The organism is Nioella sp. MMSF_3534 (assembly GCF_030732985.1).
Taxonomy (GTDB): Bacteria; Pseudomonadota; Alphaproteobacteria; order Rhodobacterales; family Rhodobacteraceae; genus Nioella.
This window is the reverse complement of the sequence record NZ_JASHJX010000065.1, coordinates 1-17361: the sequence shown is the minus strand read 5'-3', so window position 1 is coordinate 17361 and position 17361 is coordinate 1. Positions and strand designations below refer to the sequence as shown.

Sequence of the window (17361 nt, the reverse complement as noted above, 5' to 3'; positions counted from 1 at the left end):
CCCAGAACGCTCCAGGTGGGCGTGCCACCCGACATGTCGAACATGCCATACTGGCCCGTCGTGCCGTTGCGCCAGAGAATGTCGGAGGTGCCGTCGCCGGTCAGGTCGCTTTCGGGGTCAGACTCCGGTTCCGGAAGCGCGGCGGGAATGCGGGTCAGCGCGATCAGATCCTGCGTCAGCACCTGGTGCGGGGTCAGCGGAAGCCCGTCATGGGAGTATATGCGCAGCTCTTCCGTGCCGAAGCGCAGCACAGCGCCGTCGCCGGTCGCGGTGAACTCGATCTGTCCCAGATTGCGCAGCATCGGCCAGGCGGTCAGGTCGATCCGGTCCTCCGAAGGGTTGAAATCGCGGATCTCGTCATAGGTTCCATCCGCCTCCATGACGAAGATATCGCGCCCGGCCCCGCCGGTCAGGGTGTCCCTGCCAGCGCCATCCATCAGCACATCGTCGCCCCCACCTGCCTCGATCACGTCATCCCCCGCGCGCCCGGCAAGCACTTCGCCGGCGTCGGTTCCCGTCAGGATGCTGCCCCCCGAGCCGCCGAGACGGGTTGTTCCGGTCGGGCCGGGATCGACGGTGAACTGGGTGATCCCGGTCTCGGTTCCGCTGCCGACGAAGATCTGCAACCGATTGTCCACGGCGGTGGCCCCGATGGCCGAGACATTTTCAAGCGTGGTCGTGAAGCGGTCGGAAATTGTGTCGTGCAGGAGCAGGCGACCGCCGGGCAGCAGCTCGAAAAAACTGACGCCATCATCCGCGCCACCGGCAATGACGAAGGCGCGGTCATCGAGCATGACGGTTTCCAGCGATGTCACATGCTGAAAGCGCGTGTTCAGATCGTCGATGATGTGATCGACCGGGCTGAGCGTTCCGTCGGGGTCCATGCGCAGCACGCTGATGGACGAGCTGTCGCGCGCTGCCACGATCACGTAGTGACCATCGGCGAGGCTGATATGCTCCATCGTGCTGATCCCGGCGACGCCAAGCCCCTGATCCACCCCAGAGACACCGCCTTCGATGAGGGCACCGTTTCCGTCGACCCGGTAGCTGCGGACATGCTGGCCATCGGCGTCGGCCATGACGAGGAATTGCGAGGCCCCGATATCCGCGCGGGCAAGCCCTGCCACATTGGCAGGGGAGGCCGTGGTCTCGACGACCGCGAGACTGCCATCGGGGCCCACCCGGAAGGCATCGAGTGCTCCGCTATCGGCATCGGTGCAATAGAGGTAGCTTTCCTGCCCGATCTGCATCTGAACGAGACTGTGCATGGCGGCGGTCTCAGCTGACAGGGTCAGGGCGGTGCCGGTCATCCGACCCTCGCTGTCGAGCGTGTAGAGCCGGGTGGAATCCTCCTGCGGTGCGAGGGTGACGACATAGGATTCGCCGCCCAGAGACAGGAAATCTATCCGGTCTGCGTTGGTGGAAACAGTCTGGTGATCGGTCAGGGTGGCGCCGTCAGTGCCGGTGACGGTGAAGGCAGAGATGGCCTCGCCGGAGCGGCTGGTCGCATAGAGGATCTGTTCGCCGGACTCCGCGGTGCGGACATCCAGATCCGAAATTCCCGTCAGATATGCGGCGACGTCGCGTTCAAGCAGCGCAACGTAACTCAGTACCGGCATTTCCAGCCCCAGCCAAGCAGGGCCCCCACAGCTGAGCATCATGCCGAAACGGCGTTAACACTCGGTCAGGACTTTGTGGCGCGGGCAGGGCGCTTGCCGTGAAGTTTCTGAAAAATGCACGAGGCTGTGGCCATGTATGCGGGGGCCTGGCGTCGGGTGGATTTGTAAACCTGCCGCCAGCAAAGGCGACCGGTGCCCTTTGGGACAAGCAGGTTGCAAAACGCCTCAGTCCGGTGTTTCGGCCCCGTATTCCACCAGTCGCTTGCGCAGGAAATCCGCCTCGGGCACCCCGGCCTCCAGCGCATAGACATAGGCATGCGTCAGGTAGAAATTGCGCGCGACAACGGAACGGGCCGCGCCCGACGCCTCCTGATAGAGCTGGATCAGCGCCCCCCGGTCCTCCACTGCGTGGGCCTCCAGCAGGCGCCGGTCGAGATCCTCAAGCATCGCGCTCGGCCCGCAGGGCCGCGACCTTGCCGGCCACCCAGTCGTGGAACAGATGCGTCGGCCCGTCCATCGCGGGCGAGAAGCGGCCCCCGTCGAAGCCCGGCGCGCTGCGGCCTTTCTGCATGCCCTCGACAACGAAAATGTCTTCGACGAAGACCGTTTTCCATTGCGTCGCGTTCTTCTGGCGCAGAGCGGCATCGGTTTGAGGCTCGGCATAGTAGAGATGCACGTGTTCGCGTGTCTGCATGTGGCTGACTGGCTCCAGCACGATGGCGAAGGCATGGTCGCGCTGCACGCCAAGCAGCACGTTGGGATAGACCGCGACGTATTCACCGCCCGCGTCCCAGAAGTCCGGCAGCCCCGCGAAATCGGGAAACTTCTCGCCATCCTGGCCTTCGAGCTGGCGATAGACATAGGTGCCCTGGCCCGAGTAGTTGCCCGGCGATTCAATGTGGTAGTGATCTTCCAGCCGCGAATAGCTGTTCAGGCCCGGATGGACCCAGGGCAGGTGGTAGCTTTCGCAGTAGTTTTCGACCGCAAGCTTCCAGTTGGTCTGCACATCCAGGGTGAACTGGCTGTCCCACCCGCCGTGATAGAGCGGCTTTTCCACGTCGCTCCAGCGGGTCAGCAGGTCCGCATGGACCTCTTCGAAGGGGGCGGCGTCGCCGGAAAGGTTGATGAACACCACGTCGCGCCAGACATGGCTGCGCACCTCGATCAGGCCCAGATCGGAGCGATTCATCTGCGGGTGGCTATTTTGCCCCGGCCCGCCCACATGCGGGGTGGAGACGAGACGCCCGTCCTTGGAATAGCACCAGCTGTGATAGGGGCAGCGGATCGCGCCCTCGATCTTGCGGGGTTCCTCGACAAGGATCATGCCGCGATGGCGGCAGATGTTCTCAAACACGCGCAGGGTGCCGTCCTTGTCGCGCACCAGCAGCAGGGGCTGGCCGAGAAACTCGATCGGTTTGCAATCTGAGGGTTCGGGCACATCCGCGCCAACGGCCAGACCGGCCCATGTGCGACGCAGAACGGCCTCGTTTTCCTCGGCGATGGTGGCGGGGTCGGTGTAGTGGCTGTTGGGCAGGCCCCGCGCGGATTCGATGGGGGCGCGGACGGCGTCCAGCACGTTCAGTTCACGATCCTTAGGCATGTCATCCCTCCCGCTCGGTCCCAAAGACAATGGAACGGGGATAGGGCGCAATGGTCAGCCCGTCTTGCCTGTGCGCGACAGGGGGATGACGGAAATTGACACAGGTGTCGGGTTTGTCCGTCAATCCAGCAGGAAGGTCACCGGCGCGCCGGGCGGCAGATTCAGCCGTTCTCGCAGGGCCGCGCGGGCGCGTGACAGGCGAGAGGTGACCGTGCCCTCGGACAGGCCGGTGCGGGCAGCGATCTGGGCGTAGGACAGCCCCTCGATGGCGCGCATTCGGATCAGATCGGCCTGATCTGCGGGCAGGCTGTCCACTGCCGCAAGCGTTTCGGCGCAGGCCAATCGGGCGGGCAGGGTGCTGCCGGCCACCGGATCGGGCAGATGCGCGTCCAAGTCCAGATCGGGCAGGGCCGCCCCACGGTCGCGCAGCCGGTTGCGCAGGGCGGAAAACGCATAGGCGCGCAGATCGTCGATGGCGGGTTCGGCCGGGTCGGTCATGCGAGACCAGAGCCGCAGAACGATGTCCTGCACCATGTCCTCGGCCGCCGCCCGGTCGCGCAGCAGGTAGCGCGCCAGTCGCAGCAGGTCTGGCAACAGGGCCTCCAACTGGATGGCGGCCTTGGTGGGGATGGGGCGTGTCATGGCGCAACGAAAGGGGCGGAGCACCGGTCAAGGCAATCTCATTGTTCCGCCGGTCTCTGCGCGGGCCGCTCCTTGCCGCCGGTCGGCGGGGTTTCGCACGGGTTTTTGCCCTTGGCGGCTTGTTGCGCATGTCAGGCCGGGATTTGGGCCTTCCGCCGCGCACGGTCTGGCCGCGATGGAAGGAATGCCCGGTCTGGCCGTCCTGTTTCATGAGGCACGGGGACAGGCCCGGCCTTGCAACCCGGAACAGCTTGCGAAGGAGCAAGAGACATGACGTTTACCCATATCCTGCAACGAGGGATTTCCGGCATCCTGGGCGCGGCCCTTGTCGGAGGCGCCCTTCTGGTGGCGGCGCTGGCCGCGCAGGGGGCTCCGATGGATGCGGATGGCGACGGGCTGGTGACGCTCGAAGAGCTTCAGGCCGTGGTGCCCGAGGCCACGGAGGAGCTTTTCACCACCATCGACACCGATGACAGCGGCACGCTCGACCTGGCCGAGGTGACCCGTGCCATCGACATGGGTCTGCTGCCCGAAGACGCCTGAGGGGTGCAGCCCGTGGCGGCAGCGATCCGGCTGGCGGGGTGCGCAAGGCCGGACAGCGGGACAGCCGCCACGACAAGGGGGCGCCGGAGATGATCCGGCGCCCCCGATTTGTGTCTTGAAGGGGTCTTACAGACCGCGCGCCATGGCGGCGACGCCGGTGCGGGCCATGCGCACCTCGCCCAAGGGGCGCATCAGGTCGGCGAAAGCGTCGATCTTCTCGGGCGTGCCGGTCATCTCGAAGATGAAGCTTTCCAGCGTGCTGTCCACCACATTGGCGCGGAAGATCTCGGCAATGCGCAGGCTTTCCACGCGGGACTCGCCCTTGGCGAAGACCTTGATCAGCGCCAGCTCGCGGCTGACATGGGGGCCTTCCACGGTCAGGTCGGCCACCTCATGCACCGGCACCATGCGTTCGAGCTGCATCTTGATCTGGTGGATCACCTGCGGGGTGCCGCTGGTCACGATGGTGATGCGCGACCGGCGTCCGGTGTGATCGACCTCGGCGACCGTCAGGCTTTCGATATTGTAGCCACGGCCCGAAAACAGCCCGATGACGCGGGCCAGAACGCCCGGTTCGTTTTCCACCAGAATGGCCAGGGTATGAACCTCCACCACATCGGACATGTGGCTGCGAAGGTCGTAGGCGGAGTGGCTGGACGAGCCTTGTTCGATATTGAGCGGGGACATGTGAACTTCCTTTCCCGAAAGCGGCTAGCGCGCCCGGCGGCGCGAGAGGAGGGTGGCCATCGCCAGGCAGAACGCGGCCAGGATGACAGGCGAGACGAAGAGACGAACGGGAACTTGCGCTCCGGTCGTCAGGATTTGAAACAGGATATAGGGCGCGGCCCCCAGCATCAGAAGCAGGCCGAAGCCATAGCCGACCCAGCCCGGCGGCAGGGCATCGGCGCGAAGGAACAGCAACAGCACAGGGGCCAGAAGCGCGGTTTCACCATACCAAAGATAGGGCGCGGAGAGGAGCGTGGCAGTCAGCAGCACGGCCCCTTGCAGATCGGGGCCGATCCGGTCCGATGACCACGCAAGCCAGACCGCGATGGCCGCAACCCCGGCCAGCCCCCATTGCAGTCCGAGCGCCAGCGGTTCGGGCAGGCCCAGTCCGACAAGGGCGGAATAGGCGCTGACCATGAAGTCGCCCTCGGCGATGCGGCTTCGCACGACCTCCAGATGGGATTGGCCCATCTCGGCCATGGCGGGCCAATAGTCGGGACCGAAGACAAGGGTGGCGAGCGCGGCGAAGGCCACGGCCACGCCAGCGCCCACGCCGATGGCCGTCCACTGGCGACCGGCCAGCAGCGCGATGGCCAGCATCAGCCCCAGTTGCGGTTTGATCGTCAGCAGCCCGCAGATGACCCCTGCAAGAACCGGCCACCCCGCCTGCAAGGCTGCGAGCACCGCCACCAGACCAGCGGCCCATAGCACCGAGACCTGCCCCAGAAGCAGCGCGGGCAGCATCGCCGGGGCAAGAGCGATGGCCGCCCACAGGCCGCGATTTCCGGCCGCCAGCGGGCGGATCGCCAGAAGGATGGCCAGGATCGACAGCCCTGTGAACACAAGCCATGCGGCAAAGAAGGACAGATGCCCAAGCGGCAGCAGGATCAGCAGGAAGGTTGGGGGATAGACCCAAGGCAGCCAGTCATCCCCGGCAATGCCGTGAACCTCGATCAGCCGGGCCGGGTCGAACGCGGCCAGCGGGTCTCCGGCCACGGCCAGCTGCGCGGCGGCCCAGAACACGCGGAAATCCACGTCGAAGCTGACCGCCCCGCCGGGCAGCACCAGGCGCCAGATGAAGAACAGCCAGATCGCCAGCAGCAGGACTGTCGAGCCCGCAAACAGCACCCCGGCCCGAAGGCCGGCGCGGCCTTCGGTGAGATGAAGTGCAGGCTGCGAGGGCCCGGTCATCAGACCAGAACCGCCCCGCCGGCCTGAATTGCACCTTGCGTTTCGGCCTCGCCCAGAAGCATCTCGTTATGGGCCTTGCCCGACGGGATCATCGGGAAGCAGTTCTCATGCTTCTCGACCAGGCAGTCGAAGATGACCGGCCCGTCATAGTTCAGCATCTCCATGATCGCGTCATCGAGATCCTTGGGGTCGCTGACCATGATGCCCTTGGCGCCGAAGGCCTCGGCGAGTTTCACGAAATCGGGCAGCGCCTCGGACCACGAATGGCTGTAGCGCTCGCCATGCAGCAGTTCCTGCCACTGGCGGACCATGCCGAGCCGTTCGTTGTTCAGGATGAACTGCTTCACGGGCAGGCGGTACTGCACCGCGGTGCCCATTTCCTGCATGTTCATGAGCCAGCTGGCCTCGCCCGCCACGTTGATGACCAGCGCGTCGGGATGCGCGATCTGCACGCCAATGGAGGCCGGGGTGCCATAGCCCATGGTGCCCAAACCGCCCGAGGTCATCCAGCGATTGGGGTCGTTGAAGCCCAGGAACTGCGCCGCCCACATCTGATGCTGACCCACCTCGGTGCAGATGTAACGGTCATGGTCCTTGGTCAGGGCCTCCAGCCGTTCCAGCGCGTATTGCGGCTTGATGGTGGCCTCGGACGGTTTGTAGTCGAGACAGCGGGTCTTCTTCCACTCGTCGATCTGCGCCCACCACTGTTTGACCGCCGCCGAATTGGTCTTGCGGCCACGGCTTTTCCAGATCCGCAGCATATCCTCCAGAACGTGGCCCACATCGCCCACGATCGGGAAATCGGCGTGGATGACCTTGTTGATGGACGAGGGGTCGATGTCGATATGGGCCTTGCGGCTGCCGGGGCTGAAATCGGCGATGCGCCCGGTGATCCGGTCATCGAACCGCGCACCGATATTGATCATCAGGTCGCAGCCATGCATGGCGAGGTTGGCTTCATACAGGCCATGCATCCCCAGCATCCCCAGCCATTTGTCGCCGGACGCGGGGTAGGAGCCCAGACCCATCAGCGTGGAGGTGATCGGGAAGCCCGTCGCCTCGACCAGTTCGCGCAGCAGCTGGTTTGCCGCCGGGCCGGAATTGATGACACCGCCACCGGTATAGAAGATCGGACGCTCGGCGGTTTCCATCGCCTCGACCAGCGCGGTGATGATCTCGGTGTCACCCTTCACGCGCGGCTGGTAATGGGATTTCGAAACCTTGGGCTTGTTGGAATAGGCCCCGGTGGCGAACTGAACATCCTTGGGAATGTCGATCAGCACCGGACCGGGACGGCCCGAAGTGGCGATATGGAACGCTTCGTGGATGGTGCCCGACAGGGTGTCGGTTTCCTTCACCAGCCAGTTCATCTTGGTGCAGGGGCGGGTGATGCCCACGGTGTCGGCTTCCTGGAACGCGTCCGAGCCGATCATGAAGGTGGGCACCTGTCCGGTCAGGCAGACAATCGGGATCGAGTCCATCAGCGCATCGGTCAGGCCGGTCACCGCATTGGTGGCACCGGGGCCCGAGGTCACCAGAACGACGCCGGGCTTGCCGGTGGACCGGGCATAGCCTTCGGCCGCATGGACCGCGCCCTGTTCGTGACGCACAAGGATATGGCGGATCTCGTTTTGCTGGAAAATCTCGTCATAGATCGGAAGGACGGCACCGCCGGGATAGCCGAATACGGTATCGACGCCCTGTTCCTTCAGGGCTTCGACCACCATCCTGGCGCCGGTCATCTGGGTCATTGCTCTTGCTCCTTCCAGCAGTTGCCCCTCATGGGCTTTCCTTGATCAATCCTGTCACCATCGCAAAAAAAAGCCCCCGGTGTGACGGGGGCGCATGGGGTACCGATATGGTTGTCGTCACCGACCCATGCGCGCCTTTCCTACAAGTACGAGAATGCGGGGCATTCGCGGGCTCCTCTTTGCAAGTGGCGGCAGCTTATGCACGGCTGAAAAAGCCCGTCAACCTCGCATGGGCGAAAGAATGTCGCGGATCGGTGTTTTTCAGCAACTTTCTGTCTGGAAAAGCTGGAGGGAAGTAACGTCTCCCCCGCACCGCTTGACGTCATTGGAGCAAGGGACCGATCCGAGGCGTTGACGCAAGGGCACCCGGCCGGTCCGTTTTCCCTGAAAACATGGTCGCAAAAAGAGAATCAGCGGTCGCATTGTGACGCCGATTGGCATTCGGCTGCATAGGACGGTTCACAGGTCGTCCGTGTTAGCGCCAGCAAATCGTGCTTTCTTCGGCGGCAACACCCGTTTTGCGGGAATTGGTAAAAAAATTTTACAATTTTCTAGCCAAACATGCCAAAATGCGCTTTGTTGCGCTGGGAGGCTTCGCTAACGTGGCCTCACTAAAAACACTCAACCGCGGCCCGATGGGGGTCGTGGAGATCCAAATGGGGAGGATACCATATGGACCGTCGTTCTTTTCTGAGAACGTCCGCTGTCGGCGGCGCTGCTGCTGCTTCGACCGCACTGGCCGCACCGGCCTACGCACAGGGCAACCGGACCCTGACCATGGTCACCACCTGGGGCCGTGGCCTTGCAGGTGTGCATGACTCGGCGCAGCGTGTTGCCGATTCGATCACCGCGATGTCGGATGGTGCACTGACCGTCGATCTGCGGGCCGCAGGCGAACTGGTTGGCGCCTTCGAGGTGTTCGACGCCGTGACCTCCGGTCAGGCCGACATGTATCATGGCGCGGACTACTACTTCGTCAGCCAGCATCCCGGTTACGCCTTCTTCACCGCCGTGCCTTTCGGCATGACCGCGCAGGAACTGGCCAACTGGTACTATCACCAGGGCGGCATGGAACTGCATGACGAACTGGGCCAGATCTTCGGCCTGAAATCCTTCCTCGGCGGCAACACCGGCGCGCAGTCCGGTGGCTGGTACCGCAATGAAATCAACAGCCCCGAGGATTTCCAGGGCCTGCGTTTCCGCATGCCCGGCCTCGGTGGTCAGGCGCTTGGCCGTCTCGGCGCATCGGTGCAGAACCTGCCCGGCGGCGAAGTCTACCAGGCGCTGGCATCCGGTGCCATCGACGGCACCGAATGGATCGGCCCCTGGGCGGACCAGTCGGCCGGTTTCCAGGAAATCACCAACATCTACTACACCGCAGGCTTCCACGAGCCGGGTGCAGGTCTGTCGGTGGCAACGAACCGCGACGTGTTCGAAAGCCTGTCGCCCGCGCATCAGAAGATCATCGAGATCGCGGCGGCAGAATGCCACCAGTGGAACCTCTCTCAGTTCCTGGCCAACAACTCCAACGCGCTGGCACAGCTGGTTGCCGGTGGCGTGCAGGTCCGCACCTTCCCCGACTCGGTCTGGGATGCCTTCGGCGCGGCGTCGCAGGAAGTGCTCGACGAGAACATGGGCGACGAACTCTTCGCCCGTATCCGCGAAAGCGCGATGACCTCGATGCGCACCTCCTCGGGCTGGATCCAGGCCTCGGAAGGCACCTACCGCGCACAGCGTGACCGCGTGCTCGGCTAAGGGCTGATCAAGCTCATACGGAAAGGCCCGCCCCCCGACCTCAAAACCGGGGGGCGGTGCCACAGGTGACGGACGCATCCGGCGCAGGGCCGCATCTGCGACCGAAACGGGGGAGCATTCCACATGTTCGATGGCATTCTCTGGGCGCTGGAGAATATCGCCATGTCCTTCTACAACCTGGGCTATGCGATCACGCATCCCGGTGAGTGGCTGGCATGGCTTGGCGGATGGGCACATGCCGAAGGCGACCGCGCGCTTGAGATAAAGCAGTCGCTGGCGCGGTTCATCTATTACGGCGGGTCGGTCGAATTCTTCTTCGTGATCTTCACGACCTTCCTTGTTCTGACCGCCATCGGTTTCTGGAAGCGGGACTTCCTCTGGGCACTGGTGCGCGGGCTGGAGGGCGTTGCCAACGGGGTTGGCCGCTTCTTCGCCTGGGCGGGTCTGATCATGGTCCTGCAACAGATCATGATCGTCTTCCTGCAACGCATCTTCCGGGTCGCTGAAATCTCCATCGGGCCGATGGGGCTTGGTTTCACGCAGGATCTCAGCTGGTTCTCGGAAGAGCTCAAACTCTACAACGCGATGATCGTGGCGCTTTGCGTCACCTACACCTTCGTGCAGGGCGGGCATGTGCGGGTGGACCTCGTCTATTCGGCCGTCAGCCACCGCACCAAGCGGATCATCGACATGTTCGGGTCCATCTTCTTCATGATGCCGGCGACCGTGCTGACCTGGATGTATGCGTGGTATTTCCTGTGGCGCCACCTGGTCACGCCGAACCCGAATGCGGGTGCGACGCTGGACCGGATGATGATGCAGGCCCGGGCGCTGCGCTGGAACGTGGAAACCATCGGGTTCAGCCCGAACGGGTTCAATGCCTACTTCCTGTTCAAGATCCTGCTCGTCAGCTACTGCGCGCTGGTCTTCATTCAGGCGATGGCATTCTTCTGGCGCTCCTACCTCGAAATGGTCGAGGGCGAAGAGAGCGCTGGAAAACATCTCGACAAGGACTCGCTCGGTGAGGGCGAAGAAGCCTACGAAGGCACGCATTAAGGGGACTGGGATCAATGCTATTCGGACTTGACGGAGTCGAGGTCGGCCTGATCGTGGTCTTCCTCTGCCTCTTCGGGGGCATCATGACGGGCTTCCCCGTGGCCTTCGCCATCGGCGGCGCCGGGGTGATTTCCTTCGGCATCATCGCCGCTTTGGACAATGCCGGGCTGCTGGTTCACGCAGCCATCGACACCGGCTCGGCGGAATATGCCGCGCTGATTGCGGAAGGGGTGGCGCGAGAGGCCATATCGGTCTTCCGATACCCGGATTTGCCAAGGATCGAAGAACATCTCTTCCCCGGTGGCTGGGAACAGGCGCTGGACCGCAACCTGGGCTTTATCGTCAACCGCATGAACGAACGCGTCATCGCGGGTCAGTCCATCGAGACGCTGCTGGCGGTGCTGATGTTCGTGATGATGGGCATCACGCTGGAACGCTCCAAGATCGCCAATGACCTGCTGACCACCATGGCGCGCGTCTTTGGCCCGCTGCCGGGCGGTCTGGCGGTGTCCATCGTCATCGTGGGAGCCTTCCTTGCGGCCTCCACCGGGATCGTGGGCGCAACCGTGGTGACCATGGGTCTTCTGGCCCTGCCCACCATGCTGCGCAACAACTACTCGCCAGAGCTGGCGACCGGGGTGATTGCGGCCTCGGGCACGCTCGGGCAGATCATTCCGCCCTCTATCGTGATCGTTCTGCTCGGCACGCTGGCCGGTGACCTCTATGCCATCGGGCAGGAAACCCGCGCCATCGCGGCGGGCTGTCGTGACGCGCTGACCTATCTGGGCAGCCCGGCGGTTCTGTCGGTCGGCACGCTCTTCCAGGCGGCGCTGCTGCCGGGGATCTTCCTTGCGTTCCTCTACGGGGCCTATGCGTTCGGCTTTGCGATGCTGAATCCCTCCAAGGCGCCTGCGGTGCAGTTCGAGGGTGGCTCGGGCGAGGTCATCACTAGAAACGAAGGGCTGACATGGTTCCTTGGTGTACCGCTTGCGATCATTCTTGCGGTGGTCGTGGCGGGGCAGGCCGGCCTGGTCGGCAGCCAGTCGATTTTCGTCTCTTCCTATTCCGAGGCCGGCGAGTCCGCTGACCTGCGCACCAACGTGTCCGACAGCTGCCGCGACGCCATGATCGAGCTGCATGGCCAGGAGGCCTGGGATGCAGCCCTCGCGCAGCAGGAGGCCATCGACGCGTCCGGCGGGGTGGAGCAGTCGCATGAACGCTCCGCCGAGGAAATGGACGCTGCCCGCGCCGAAGCGCTGGCCAATATCGCGCCGATCGGCACCGGCGTGGCCGTGTTCTTCGTCATGCTGGCCCTGGTTCTGACCACCGCCCGCGGGATCATGCCCTCGGCCGATCCGCGCCCGCTGTTGATCGGTGGTGCGGGTGTTCTTGCCGCATTCCTGGTGGACATTGCCCTGATCGGTCCGGCCACCAGTTCCGGCAGGACCTTCATCCTGCTGGCCATTCCCTTCGCCATCACGGCCTACGGGGTGCTGGAGGCGATGAAGCGCTTGTCCACGAACGAGTTGCTGCGCGTGGTCTTCCCGCCGCTGGTGCTGATCGTGGCCGTGCTCGGCTCGATCCTTGGCGGCATCACCAACCCGACACCGGCTGCGGCGCTCGGGGCCGGTGGGGCGATCATGCTGGCGGCCTATCGCAAGCTGAGCGAAGAGCAGAAGTCCGGCAAGATCATCCTCTGGGCAAGCCTTGCCATCGTGATCATGATCCTTTTCGGGATCAATTTCGACCTTCGTGTGAACCGCGAGTCCGTGGCGGTGGAAGACTGGATCGCCTACCTGATCACGCTTGGCGCCTATCACTTCTCGTTCTTCGGGCTGCTTTACGGGTGCTGGGTCTTGCTGCGCGGCGGTGTGCTGTCGCCGGTGGTGCGCGAAACCGCGAAGGTGACCTCGATGGTGTTCACCATCCTCATCGGCTCGCAGTTGCTGAACCTGGTGGTGATCTCCTTCGGGGGCGAACACTACATTCAGGCGTTCCTGCGCAGTTTCGACGAGGAATGGAAGGTCTTCCTTCTGGTGATGATCATCCTTTTCATCCTGGGCTTTGTTCTGGATTTCCTTGAAATCATCTACATCGTGATCCCCATTGTGGGGCCGGTCATCTATGGCGGCACGATGGACCCGAAATGGGTGACGATCATGATCGCGGTGAACCTTCAGACCAGCTTCCTGACACCGCCCTTCGGCTTTGCGCTGTTCTATCTGCGGGGGGTCGCGCCAGCCAGCGTGACGACGGGCCATATCTATCGGGGGGTCATACCCTTCGTGCTGATCCAGGTGATCGGGCTGGCGCTTCTGTGGCTGTTCCCGCAGATCGTGACCATCGTGCCGGATCTGCTGCCCAACAACTAGGGTCAAGGCGGACACCCAAACAAAAGCGGGCCTCCAATCGGGGGCCCGTTCTGCCTGTCAAAGGTCTCTGAACAGGCTCAGTCGTCCATCGGGCGGGTGTCAGGCAGGGTCAGCCGCGCCACCTGTTCCGCGATCGGGTCGATGGACAGCGGATGCGCCTCGGATTCATAGGCCTCGGGATCTTTCAACTGCTGCCAGGCACCGCCCAGATAGACTTCCAGCGCCGAGAACTTGGCCTTGTAGCCCATCTTCGCGCTGCCGGGCACCCAATAGCCAAGATAGACATAAGGAAGCCCCGCATCTCGCGCGATCTGGATATGGTCGAGGATCACATAGCTGCCAAGCGACCTGCTGGCCTGATCGGGACGGAAGAAGGAATAGACCATCGACAGCCCGTCATCGAGCACATCTGTCAGGCAGACGGCGGTCAGAGCGTTCTCGGCATCCGTCATGTCGCGATATTCGATGACCCGGCTGCGCACCGGCGTTTCCTCGATCATCGCGGCAAACTCGAACACATCCATGTCGGCCATGCCGCCATCGGCGTGGCGGCTATCGAGGTAGTTCCTGAAAAGCGCATATTGCTCCTCGGTTGCCCAGGGGCTGCGCGCCTCGCGGACGAGGCCCTGATTTCGGCGCAGGGCGCGGCGCTGGCTTTTGGTCGGGACGAAGTCCGCCACGCGGATCCGGGCGGACAAGCAAGCGGAGCAGTCCGAACAGGACGGGCGATAAAGCACGTTCTGTGACCGGCGGAATCCCTGCTTGGACAGCGAATCGTTCAGCTTTTCGGCATGGTCGCCCTGCAATGCGGTGAACAGCTTCCGCTCCCGCTTACCCTCAAGATATGGGCAAGTCTGCGGAGCCGTCACATAGAATTGTGGCGCAAGCGGTAGGCTGTGGCGCATAACGTCCTGTCTGCAAGGGCTGCTGTTACTGTCCTGTCACAGGAAAGCCTGCAACAGGATCGGCGGGCGGGCAACCCATTTTGGCCTGCCCACCCGGTTAACGGCCCGTTACCGCGGACGGTTGATGGCCGCCGTGCCAAGAAAGGCATCGGGCAGGCTCTGATGGCGCTGGCTGAGGGCGATCATCCCGATGGACAGCACATGCGGCAGGAAGAAGCTGGCGCAGAGCAGGTATCCGCCCGTATGCATCATCGCCTCGGTGCCGTTCAGCCGTTGGCCCTGCGCATTGCGCAGCTCGATATTCATCAGCCGCATGCCAAGCGTGGCAGAGCCCGACGCGATGGTCAGGGACCGGTACAGAAAGCTGGTGGCGATCCAGAAGAGCGGCCACAGGAACCAGGCGATCGACAGGGTCAGAACGCCAAGCAGCAGCATGGCGATGAAAATCAGCGCCACATCCACGACCCAGGCGAAGAGGCGCTTGGCGGGAATGCCGTCATAAAAGACGGCCTGGCGGTCGGGGTCGGGCAGGGCGGAAGTCATTGTATAGGTCATGGCGCGTTTTTCATGGATTGAAAAGGGCCGACCGCGCGGGGACAGGCGCGGCCGGCAGAGAGAGGCCCAGGGGTGGGGGATCAGGCCTCTACGGTTTCGGCGTCAACGGCCTCTTCCCGGGCCCGGCGGGCGCGGTCGGCCATGAACTGGTCGAACTCGGCCTTGTCCTTGGCCTCACGCAGACGGTTGAGGAAGCTTTCGAAGGCGTCCTGCTCTTCCTCCAGCCGGCGCAGCGTGTCGGCCTTGTAGCTGTCGAAGGCCGTGTTTCCCGACGTGCGGAAGGAATGGCCATGGGAACGGGTACGGGCGCGGCAGCCTTTGGTGAACATACGTTTGCTCCAGATCATGTAGAAGAGAAGGGCGAGGCCAACGGGCCAGAAGAAGATGAAACCAAGGACCATGGCGGCGATCCAGGCGCCCTTGCCCTTGTCATCGAGCCAGTCTTCGGCACGCGAAAACCAGCCTTTGGCGGTGTCGGCCACATCGGTCGTGGTGGCGGTTGCAGTCATGGTGTCCTCCGTTTCGGGGTCAATGTAAAACTTCTTTACATGATCCAAGATGGGAAGGCGGGCGGAGGCTTCAAGGGGTGATGTGAAAAGTTTTTACATTTTCTTTGCTGCGGCAGGGCGCCTGTTTTTTTCAGTCACGGGTAGGGAGATTGCAGCACCTCTGTAGCGGGACACCAAGTTTTTCAGTCAGGGACAGGGATATTTGCAGCAGTTGGTTTTTCGGTTTGAGGATCTGGGAGAGCCGAAAACGTTAAACAGGCGCGCTGGGCCATGCTTGTTAACGGGGTGTTTAAAGGAGATCATATAGATCTGGCAGAATCGATCTGCCGGCTGCACTGTTCCATCAGTTCCTAATGCAAATGCGCCAAATTTAGCGTGGATCACGTGTAGACGCTTCAGCAACCACCTCTAGCCACTCAACCAACTACGTGGGAGCTGTTGTCGACGAAGCTTGACGCCGCGTCTTAGTTCCCAACCAGTCTGAAGGATCACAGATAGTCGGCTCGGGTCAGATAGCCTGTCTTCATCGTACATGTTGTCCCCGGTTGCAGCCCTGTGCAGGGCAAACCATTCCTCTCGGGAGTTCTTTCTCTGAATACTATTCGAATCGAAGAGTTGGTTTTGTAGCCCGTTGATCCGATGAAGCCGTGCATTGATTGTTGCGATAAGCTGAGCTCTCAGAAGAGGGATGTCTTGTGCACCTTTACCCCAGAAGTCCGTGCACTCGGACATCAGCAGGTCAATATTGCTACAGATTTCGGCGCACAAATCATCCTTTGCCTCTTCGGGCCTCGAAGCGCGACCGAATAATGACTTGAGAACTTGGGACACAAATGGCCCTGCGATCGCCCCGGCAGATGCTGAAAAAAAAGCTTCCCAACTCAGTGTGATATCTCCCGATCAGCGGCCTCGGCGATGTACTGCCAAGCCTCATCTCGATAGACCTCACTGTCCTCGCTTTCAGCCGTTATGGTTAGGAGGTGTCTGATCTTCTCTAAGGAAAGTCCTTCCCTCACAAGCCCGCCGAAGGCTTCCTCCAGGAATGATGCCGGAAATCCTGCTGCGGCATCATCAAGCACCACCTCAACTGCCTGATCCGATTCCAGCAACGGCAAGAGATGGTTCTTTCGAAAATCTTCGCCGTTCCCCTTTCCATGCCGGGGATATCTACCGCCTGGGTAGCGGTTGAAGTCTCGCGCGACCGCAACGGTGACCATTGTCGGCTCCTCAATCTTTGAGTGCATCAATTGGTATACTCCATTCCACTAGTGTACCACCTATATGGGCGCTGTGTTCGATTTTTCTAACCGTTTCCGTTGGTCCCAAGGTTACATCGCCCATCCCGCTGATTACCCGGATGTAGCCTCCGCCTGCGCTACGAATGGCCTCTCGCATCTTGTCCAGGCCCTTTCCCCGCTCGGAGAGACCTGTCCTCGTGCGACCCACCTCAAAGGCACTTTCGATGATGTTCGATTGAGTTTTCTTCCCGGTTATTTTCGCAAGAAGTACTGAGACACCTGGCCAGAAGTCCTCGTTTGTGGGCAGGCAAGCCGGAATACCAACACCTTGATCATAGACGAAGAACCTTAACGAATCGCTAGCAGGATCGAAGCAACTTGTTGCCCACCAACGATGGCCCGCATACGGGAATTTTGGCTTTCCTCCAAGATCGATGTATCCGTGATCGATGCAGTTCATGACAGCTTCGTCCAGGGCCCCAAAGACGTACTTCTTCGTATCGAAAACAACACCCATGTTTTTCAACCAACTCTGGAGGAGCTGCATGCGCTCTCCGTCCCGCACTTCATCCGATTGAAGTGGCAGAAGAACAATCTCGTCATGCGGGTCCTTGGTCCGCTTCTTGAGATGAACTCCGAGGAGGTCGAACGCACCGAGATCAGCTAGCAGCCCTCGCACTCGAGGTGTCCAACTTGAGGGTTTCCTTGGCCGAAGTTTGGTTTTACCCGCCAGATTCAGAGACCACCTGTGAAGTTCGGCTGCGAGTACCACGGCGGCAGGCACAGAGATACGCTGCACCGGTTTCAGGTCGATTGCGAACGCCCTAGGCTCAGGACCCATTGATTTCCGTCTGGCGGCATGATTCACGGCTCGAAAAAACGAGCGGTAACATGTCTGA

At 62.2% G+C, this 17361-nt stretch carries 16 protein-coding genes; 4 read left to right on the top strand and 12 right to left on the bottom strand.

Annotation, left to right across the window (positions count from 1 at the left end):
- The 4 genes from RBB16_RS19080 to RBB16_RS19065 form a co-directional block, all read right to left on the bottom strand.
- Nucleotides 1-1619: M10 family metallopeptidase C-terminal domain-containing protein (locus tag RBB16_RS19080; RefSeq protein ID WP_371931269.1), on the bottom strand; the 1619-nt coding region annotated here is incomplete at its 3' end.
- A 225-nt stretch (nt 1620-1844) separates the two neighbouring features.
- Complete coding sequence (locus RBB16_RS19075) at nt 1845-2066, bottom strand: hypothetical protein (protein ID WP_071688968.1); 222 nt, start codon at nt 2064-2066, stop codon at nt 1845-1847.
- On the bottom strand, nt 2059-3219 hold the full coding sequence (locus tag RBB16_RS19070) for an aromatic ring-hydroxylating dioxygenase subunit alpha (RefSeq protein ID WP_306047635.1): 1161 nt from the start codon (nt 3217-3219) through the stop codon (nt 2059-2061). Before RBB16_RS19070 ends, RBB16_RS19075 begins: the two co-directional genes overlap by 8 nt.
- 120 nt (nt 3220-3339) lie before the next feature.
- Nucleotides 3340-3861 carry a sigma-70 family RNA polymerase sigma factor gene (locus RBB16_RS19065; RefSeq protein WP_306047634.1) on the bottom strand — a complete coding sequence of 174 codons (522 nt, stop codon included), beginning with the start codon at nt 3859-3861 and terminating at the stop codon, nt 3340-3342.
- A gap of 270 nt (nt 3862-4131) precedes the next feature.
- Here RBB16_RS19065 and RBB16_RS19060 point away from each other — a divergent pair, with 270 nt between their 5' ends.
- The gene (locus RBB16_RS19060) at nt 4132-4404 is read left to right on the top strand and encodes an EF-hand domain-containing protein (RefSeq protein ID WP_306047633.1); all 273 of its coding nucleotides are present in this window, start codon (nt 4132-4134) and stop codon (nt 4402-4404) included.
- 126 nt (nt 4405-4530) lie between these two features.
- On the opposite strand, the gene ilvN is transcribed toward RBB16_RS19060, so the two are convergent.
- From ilvN to RBB16_RS19045, 3 genes are read right to left on the bottom strand one after another with little or no spacing between them, the layout of a single operon-like run.
- Nucleotides 4531-5091, bottom strand: coding sequence for an acetolactate synthase small subunit (ilvN, locus tag RBB16_RS19055; RefSeq protein WP_071688964.1), 561 nt, complete (start codon nt 5089-5091; stop codon nt 4531-4533).
- Nucleotides 5092-5115: 24 nt separating this feature from the next.
- Nucleotides 5116-6321, bottom strand: coding sequence for a glycosyltransferase family 87 protein (locus RBB16_RS19050; RefSeq protein ID WP_306047632.1), 1206 nt, complete (start codon nt 6319-6321; stop codon nt 5116-5118).
- Nucleotides 6321-8072: an acetolactate synthase 3 large subunit gene (locus RBB16_RS19045; RefSeq protein WP_306047631.1), complete on the bottom strand. Its 1752-nt coding sequence runs from the start codon at nt 8070-8072 to the stop codon at nt 6321-6323. Before RBB16_RS19045 ends, RBB16_RS19050 begins: the two co-directional genes overlap by 1 nt.
- 672 nt (nt 8073-8744) lie before the next feature.
- Here RBB16_RS19045 and RBB16_RS19040 point away from each other — a divergent pair.
- From RBB16_RS19040 to RBB16_RS19030, 3 genes are all read left to right on the top strand, one after another.
- Entirely contained in the window at nt 8745-9827 is a 1083-nt protein-coding gene (locus RBB16_RS19040; protein ID WP_306047630.1) for a TRAP transporter substrate-binding protein, read from the top strand.
- Nucleotides 9828-9950: 123 nt separating this feature from the next.
- A complete protein-coding gene (locus tag RBB16_RS19035) occupies nt 9951-10883 on the top strand; it encodes a TRAP transporter small permease subunit (protein ID WP_306047629.1) in 933 nt (310 codons plus the stop codon).
- Between the two features lie 14 nt (nt 10884-10897).
- Complete coding sequence (locus RBB16_RS19030) at nt 10898-13255, top strand: TRAP transporter large permease subunit (protein WP_306047628.1); 2358 nt, start codon at nt 10898-10900, stop codon at nt 13253-13255.
- 77 nt (nt 13256-13332) lie between these two features.
- On the opposite strand, the gene RBB16_RS19025 is transcribed toward RBB16_RS19030, so the two are convergent.
- From RBB16_RS19025 to RBB16_RS19005, 5 genes are all read right to left on the bottom strand, one after another.
- Nucleotides 13333-14160, bottom strand: coding sequence for an arginyltransferase (locus RBB16_RS19025; protein ID WP_306047627.1), 828 nt, complete (start codon nt 14158-14160; stop codon nt 13333-13335).
- Nucleotides 14161-14268: 108 nt separating this feature from the next.
- Nucleotides 14269-14715 (bottom strand): RDD family protein, encoded by a 447-nt coding sequence (locus RBB16_RS19020; protein ID WP_306047626.1) that lies wholly within the window; start codon nt 14713-14715, stop codon nt 14269-14271.
- 80 nt (nt 14716-14795) lie between these two features.
- Nucleotides 14796-15224: a DUF2852 domain-containing protein gene (locus RBB16_RS19015; RefSeq protein ID WP_306047625.1), complete on the bottom strand. Its 429-nt coding sequence runs from the start codon at nt 15222-15224 to the stop codon at nt 14796-14798.
- Nucleotides 15225-16105: 881 nt separating this feature from the next.
- Nucleotides 16106-16441, bottom strand: coding sequence for an STAS-like domain-containing protein (locus tag RBB16_RS19010; RefSeq protein WP_306047624.1), 336 nt, complete (start codon nt 16439-16441; stop codon nt 16106-16108).
- Between the two features lie 10 nt (nt 16442-16451).
- On the bottom strand, nt 16452-17361 hold a 910-nt coding region (locus tag RBB16_RS19005), incomplete at its 5' end, for a hypothetical protein (protein ID WP_306047623.1).

What these genes read in the sequence shown, in the direction of transcription:
- RBB16_RS19075 (WP_071688968.1), bottom strand. Translation starts at nt 2,066, where the DNA reads ATGCTTGAGGATCTCGACCGGCGCCTGCTGGAGGCCCACGCAGTGGAG.
- ilvN (WP_071688964.1), bottom strand. Translation starts at nt 5,091, where the DNA reads ATGTCCCCGCTCAATATCGAACAAGGCTCGTCCAGCCACTCCGCCTAC.
- RBB16_RS19010 (WP_306047624.1), bottom strand. Translation starts at nt 16,441, where the DNA reads ATGGTCACCGTTGCGGTCGCGCGAGACTTCAACCGCTACCCAGGCGGT.
- RBB16_RS19045 (WP_306047631.1), bottom strand. Translation starts at nt 8,072, where the DNA reads ATGACCCAGATGACCGGCGCCAGGATGGTGGTCGAAGCCCTGAAGGAA.
- RBB16_RS19050 (WP_306047632.1), bottom strand. Translation starts at nt 6,321, where the DNA reads ATGACCGGGCCCTCGCAGCCTGCACTTCATCTCACCGAAGGCCGCGCC.
- RBB16_RS19060 (WP_306047633.1), top strand. Translation starts at nt 4,132, where the DNA reads ATGACGTTTACCCATATCCTGCAACGAGGGATTTCCGGCATCCTGGGC.
- RBB16_RS19025 (WP_306047627.1), bottom strand. Translation starts at nt 14,160, where the DNA reads ATGCGCCACAGCCTACCGCTTGCGCCACAATTCTATGTGACGGCTCCG.
- RBB16_RS19020 (WP_306047626.1), bottom strand. Translation starts at nt 14,715, where the DNA reads ATGACCTATACAATGACTTCCGCCCTGCCCGACCCCGACCGCCAGGCC.
- RBB16_RS19035 (WP_306047629.1), top strand. Translation starts at nt 9,951, where the DNA reads ATGTTCGATGGCATTCTCTGGGCGCTGGAGAATATCGCCATGTCCTTC.
- RBB16_RS19070 (WP_306047635.1), bottom strand. Translation starts at nt 3,219, where the DNA reads ATGCCTAAGGATCGTGAACTGAACGTGCTGGACGCCGTCCGCGCCCCC.
- RBB16_RS19040 (WP_306047630.1), top strand. Translation starts at nt 8,745, where the DNA reads ATGGACCGTCGTTCTTTTCTGAGAACGTCCGCTGTCGGCGGCGCTGCT.
- RBB16_RS19030 (WP_306047628.1), top strand. Translation starts at nt 10,898, where the DNA reads ATGCTATTCGGACTTGACGGAGTCGAGGTCGGCCTGATCGTGGTCTTC.
- RBB16_RS19015 (WP_306047625.1), bottom strand. Translation starts at nt 15,224, where the DNA reads ATGACTGCAACCGCCACCACGACCGATGTGGCCGACACCGCCAAAGGC.
- RBB16_RS19065 (WP_306047634.1), bottom strand. Translation starts at nt 3,861, where the DNA reads ATGACACGCCCCATCCCCACCAAGGCCGCCATCCAGTTGGAGGCCCTG.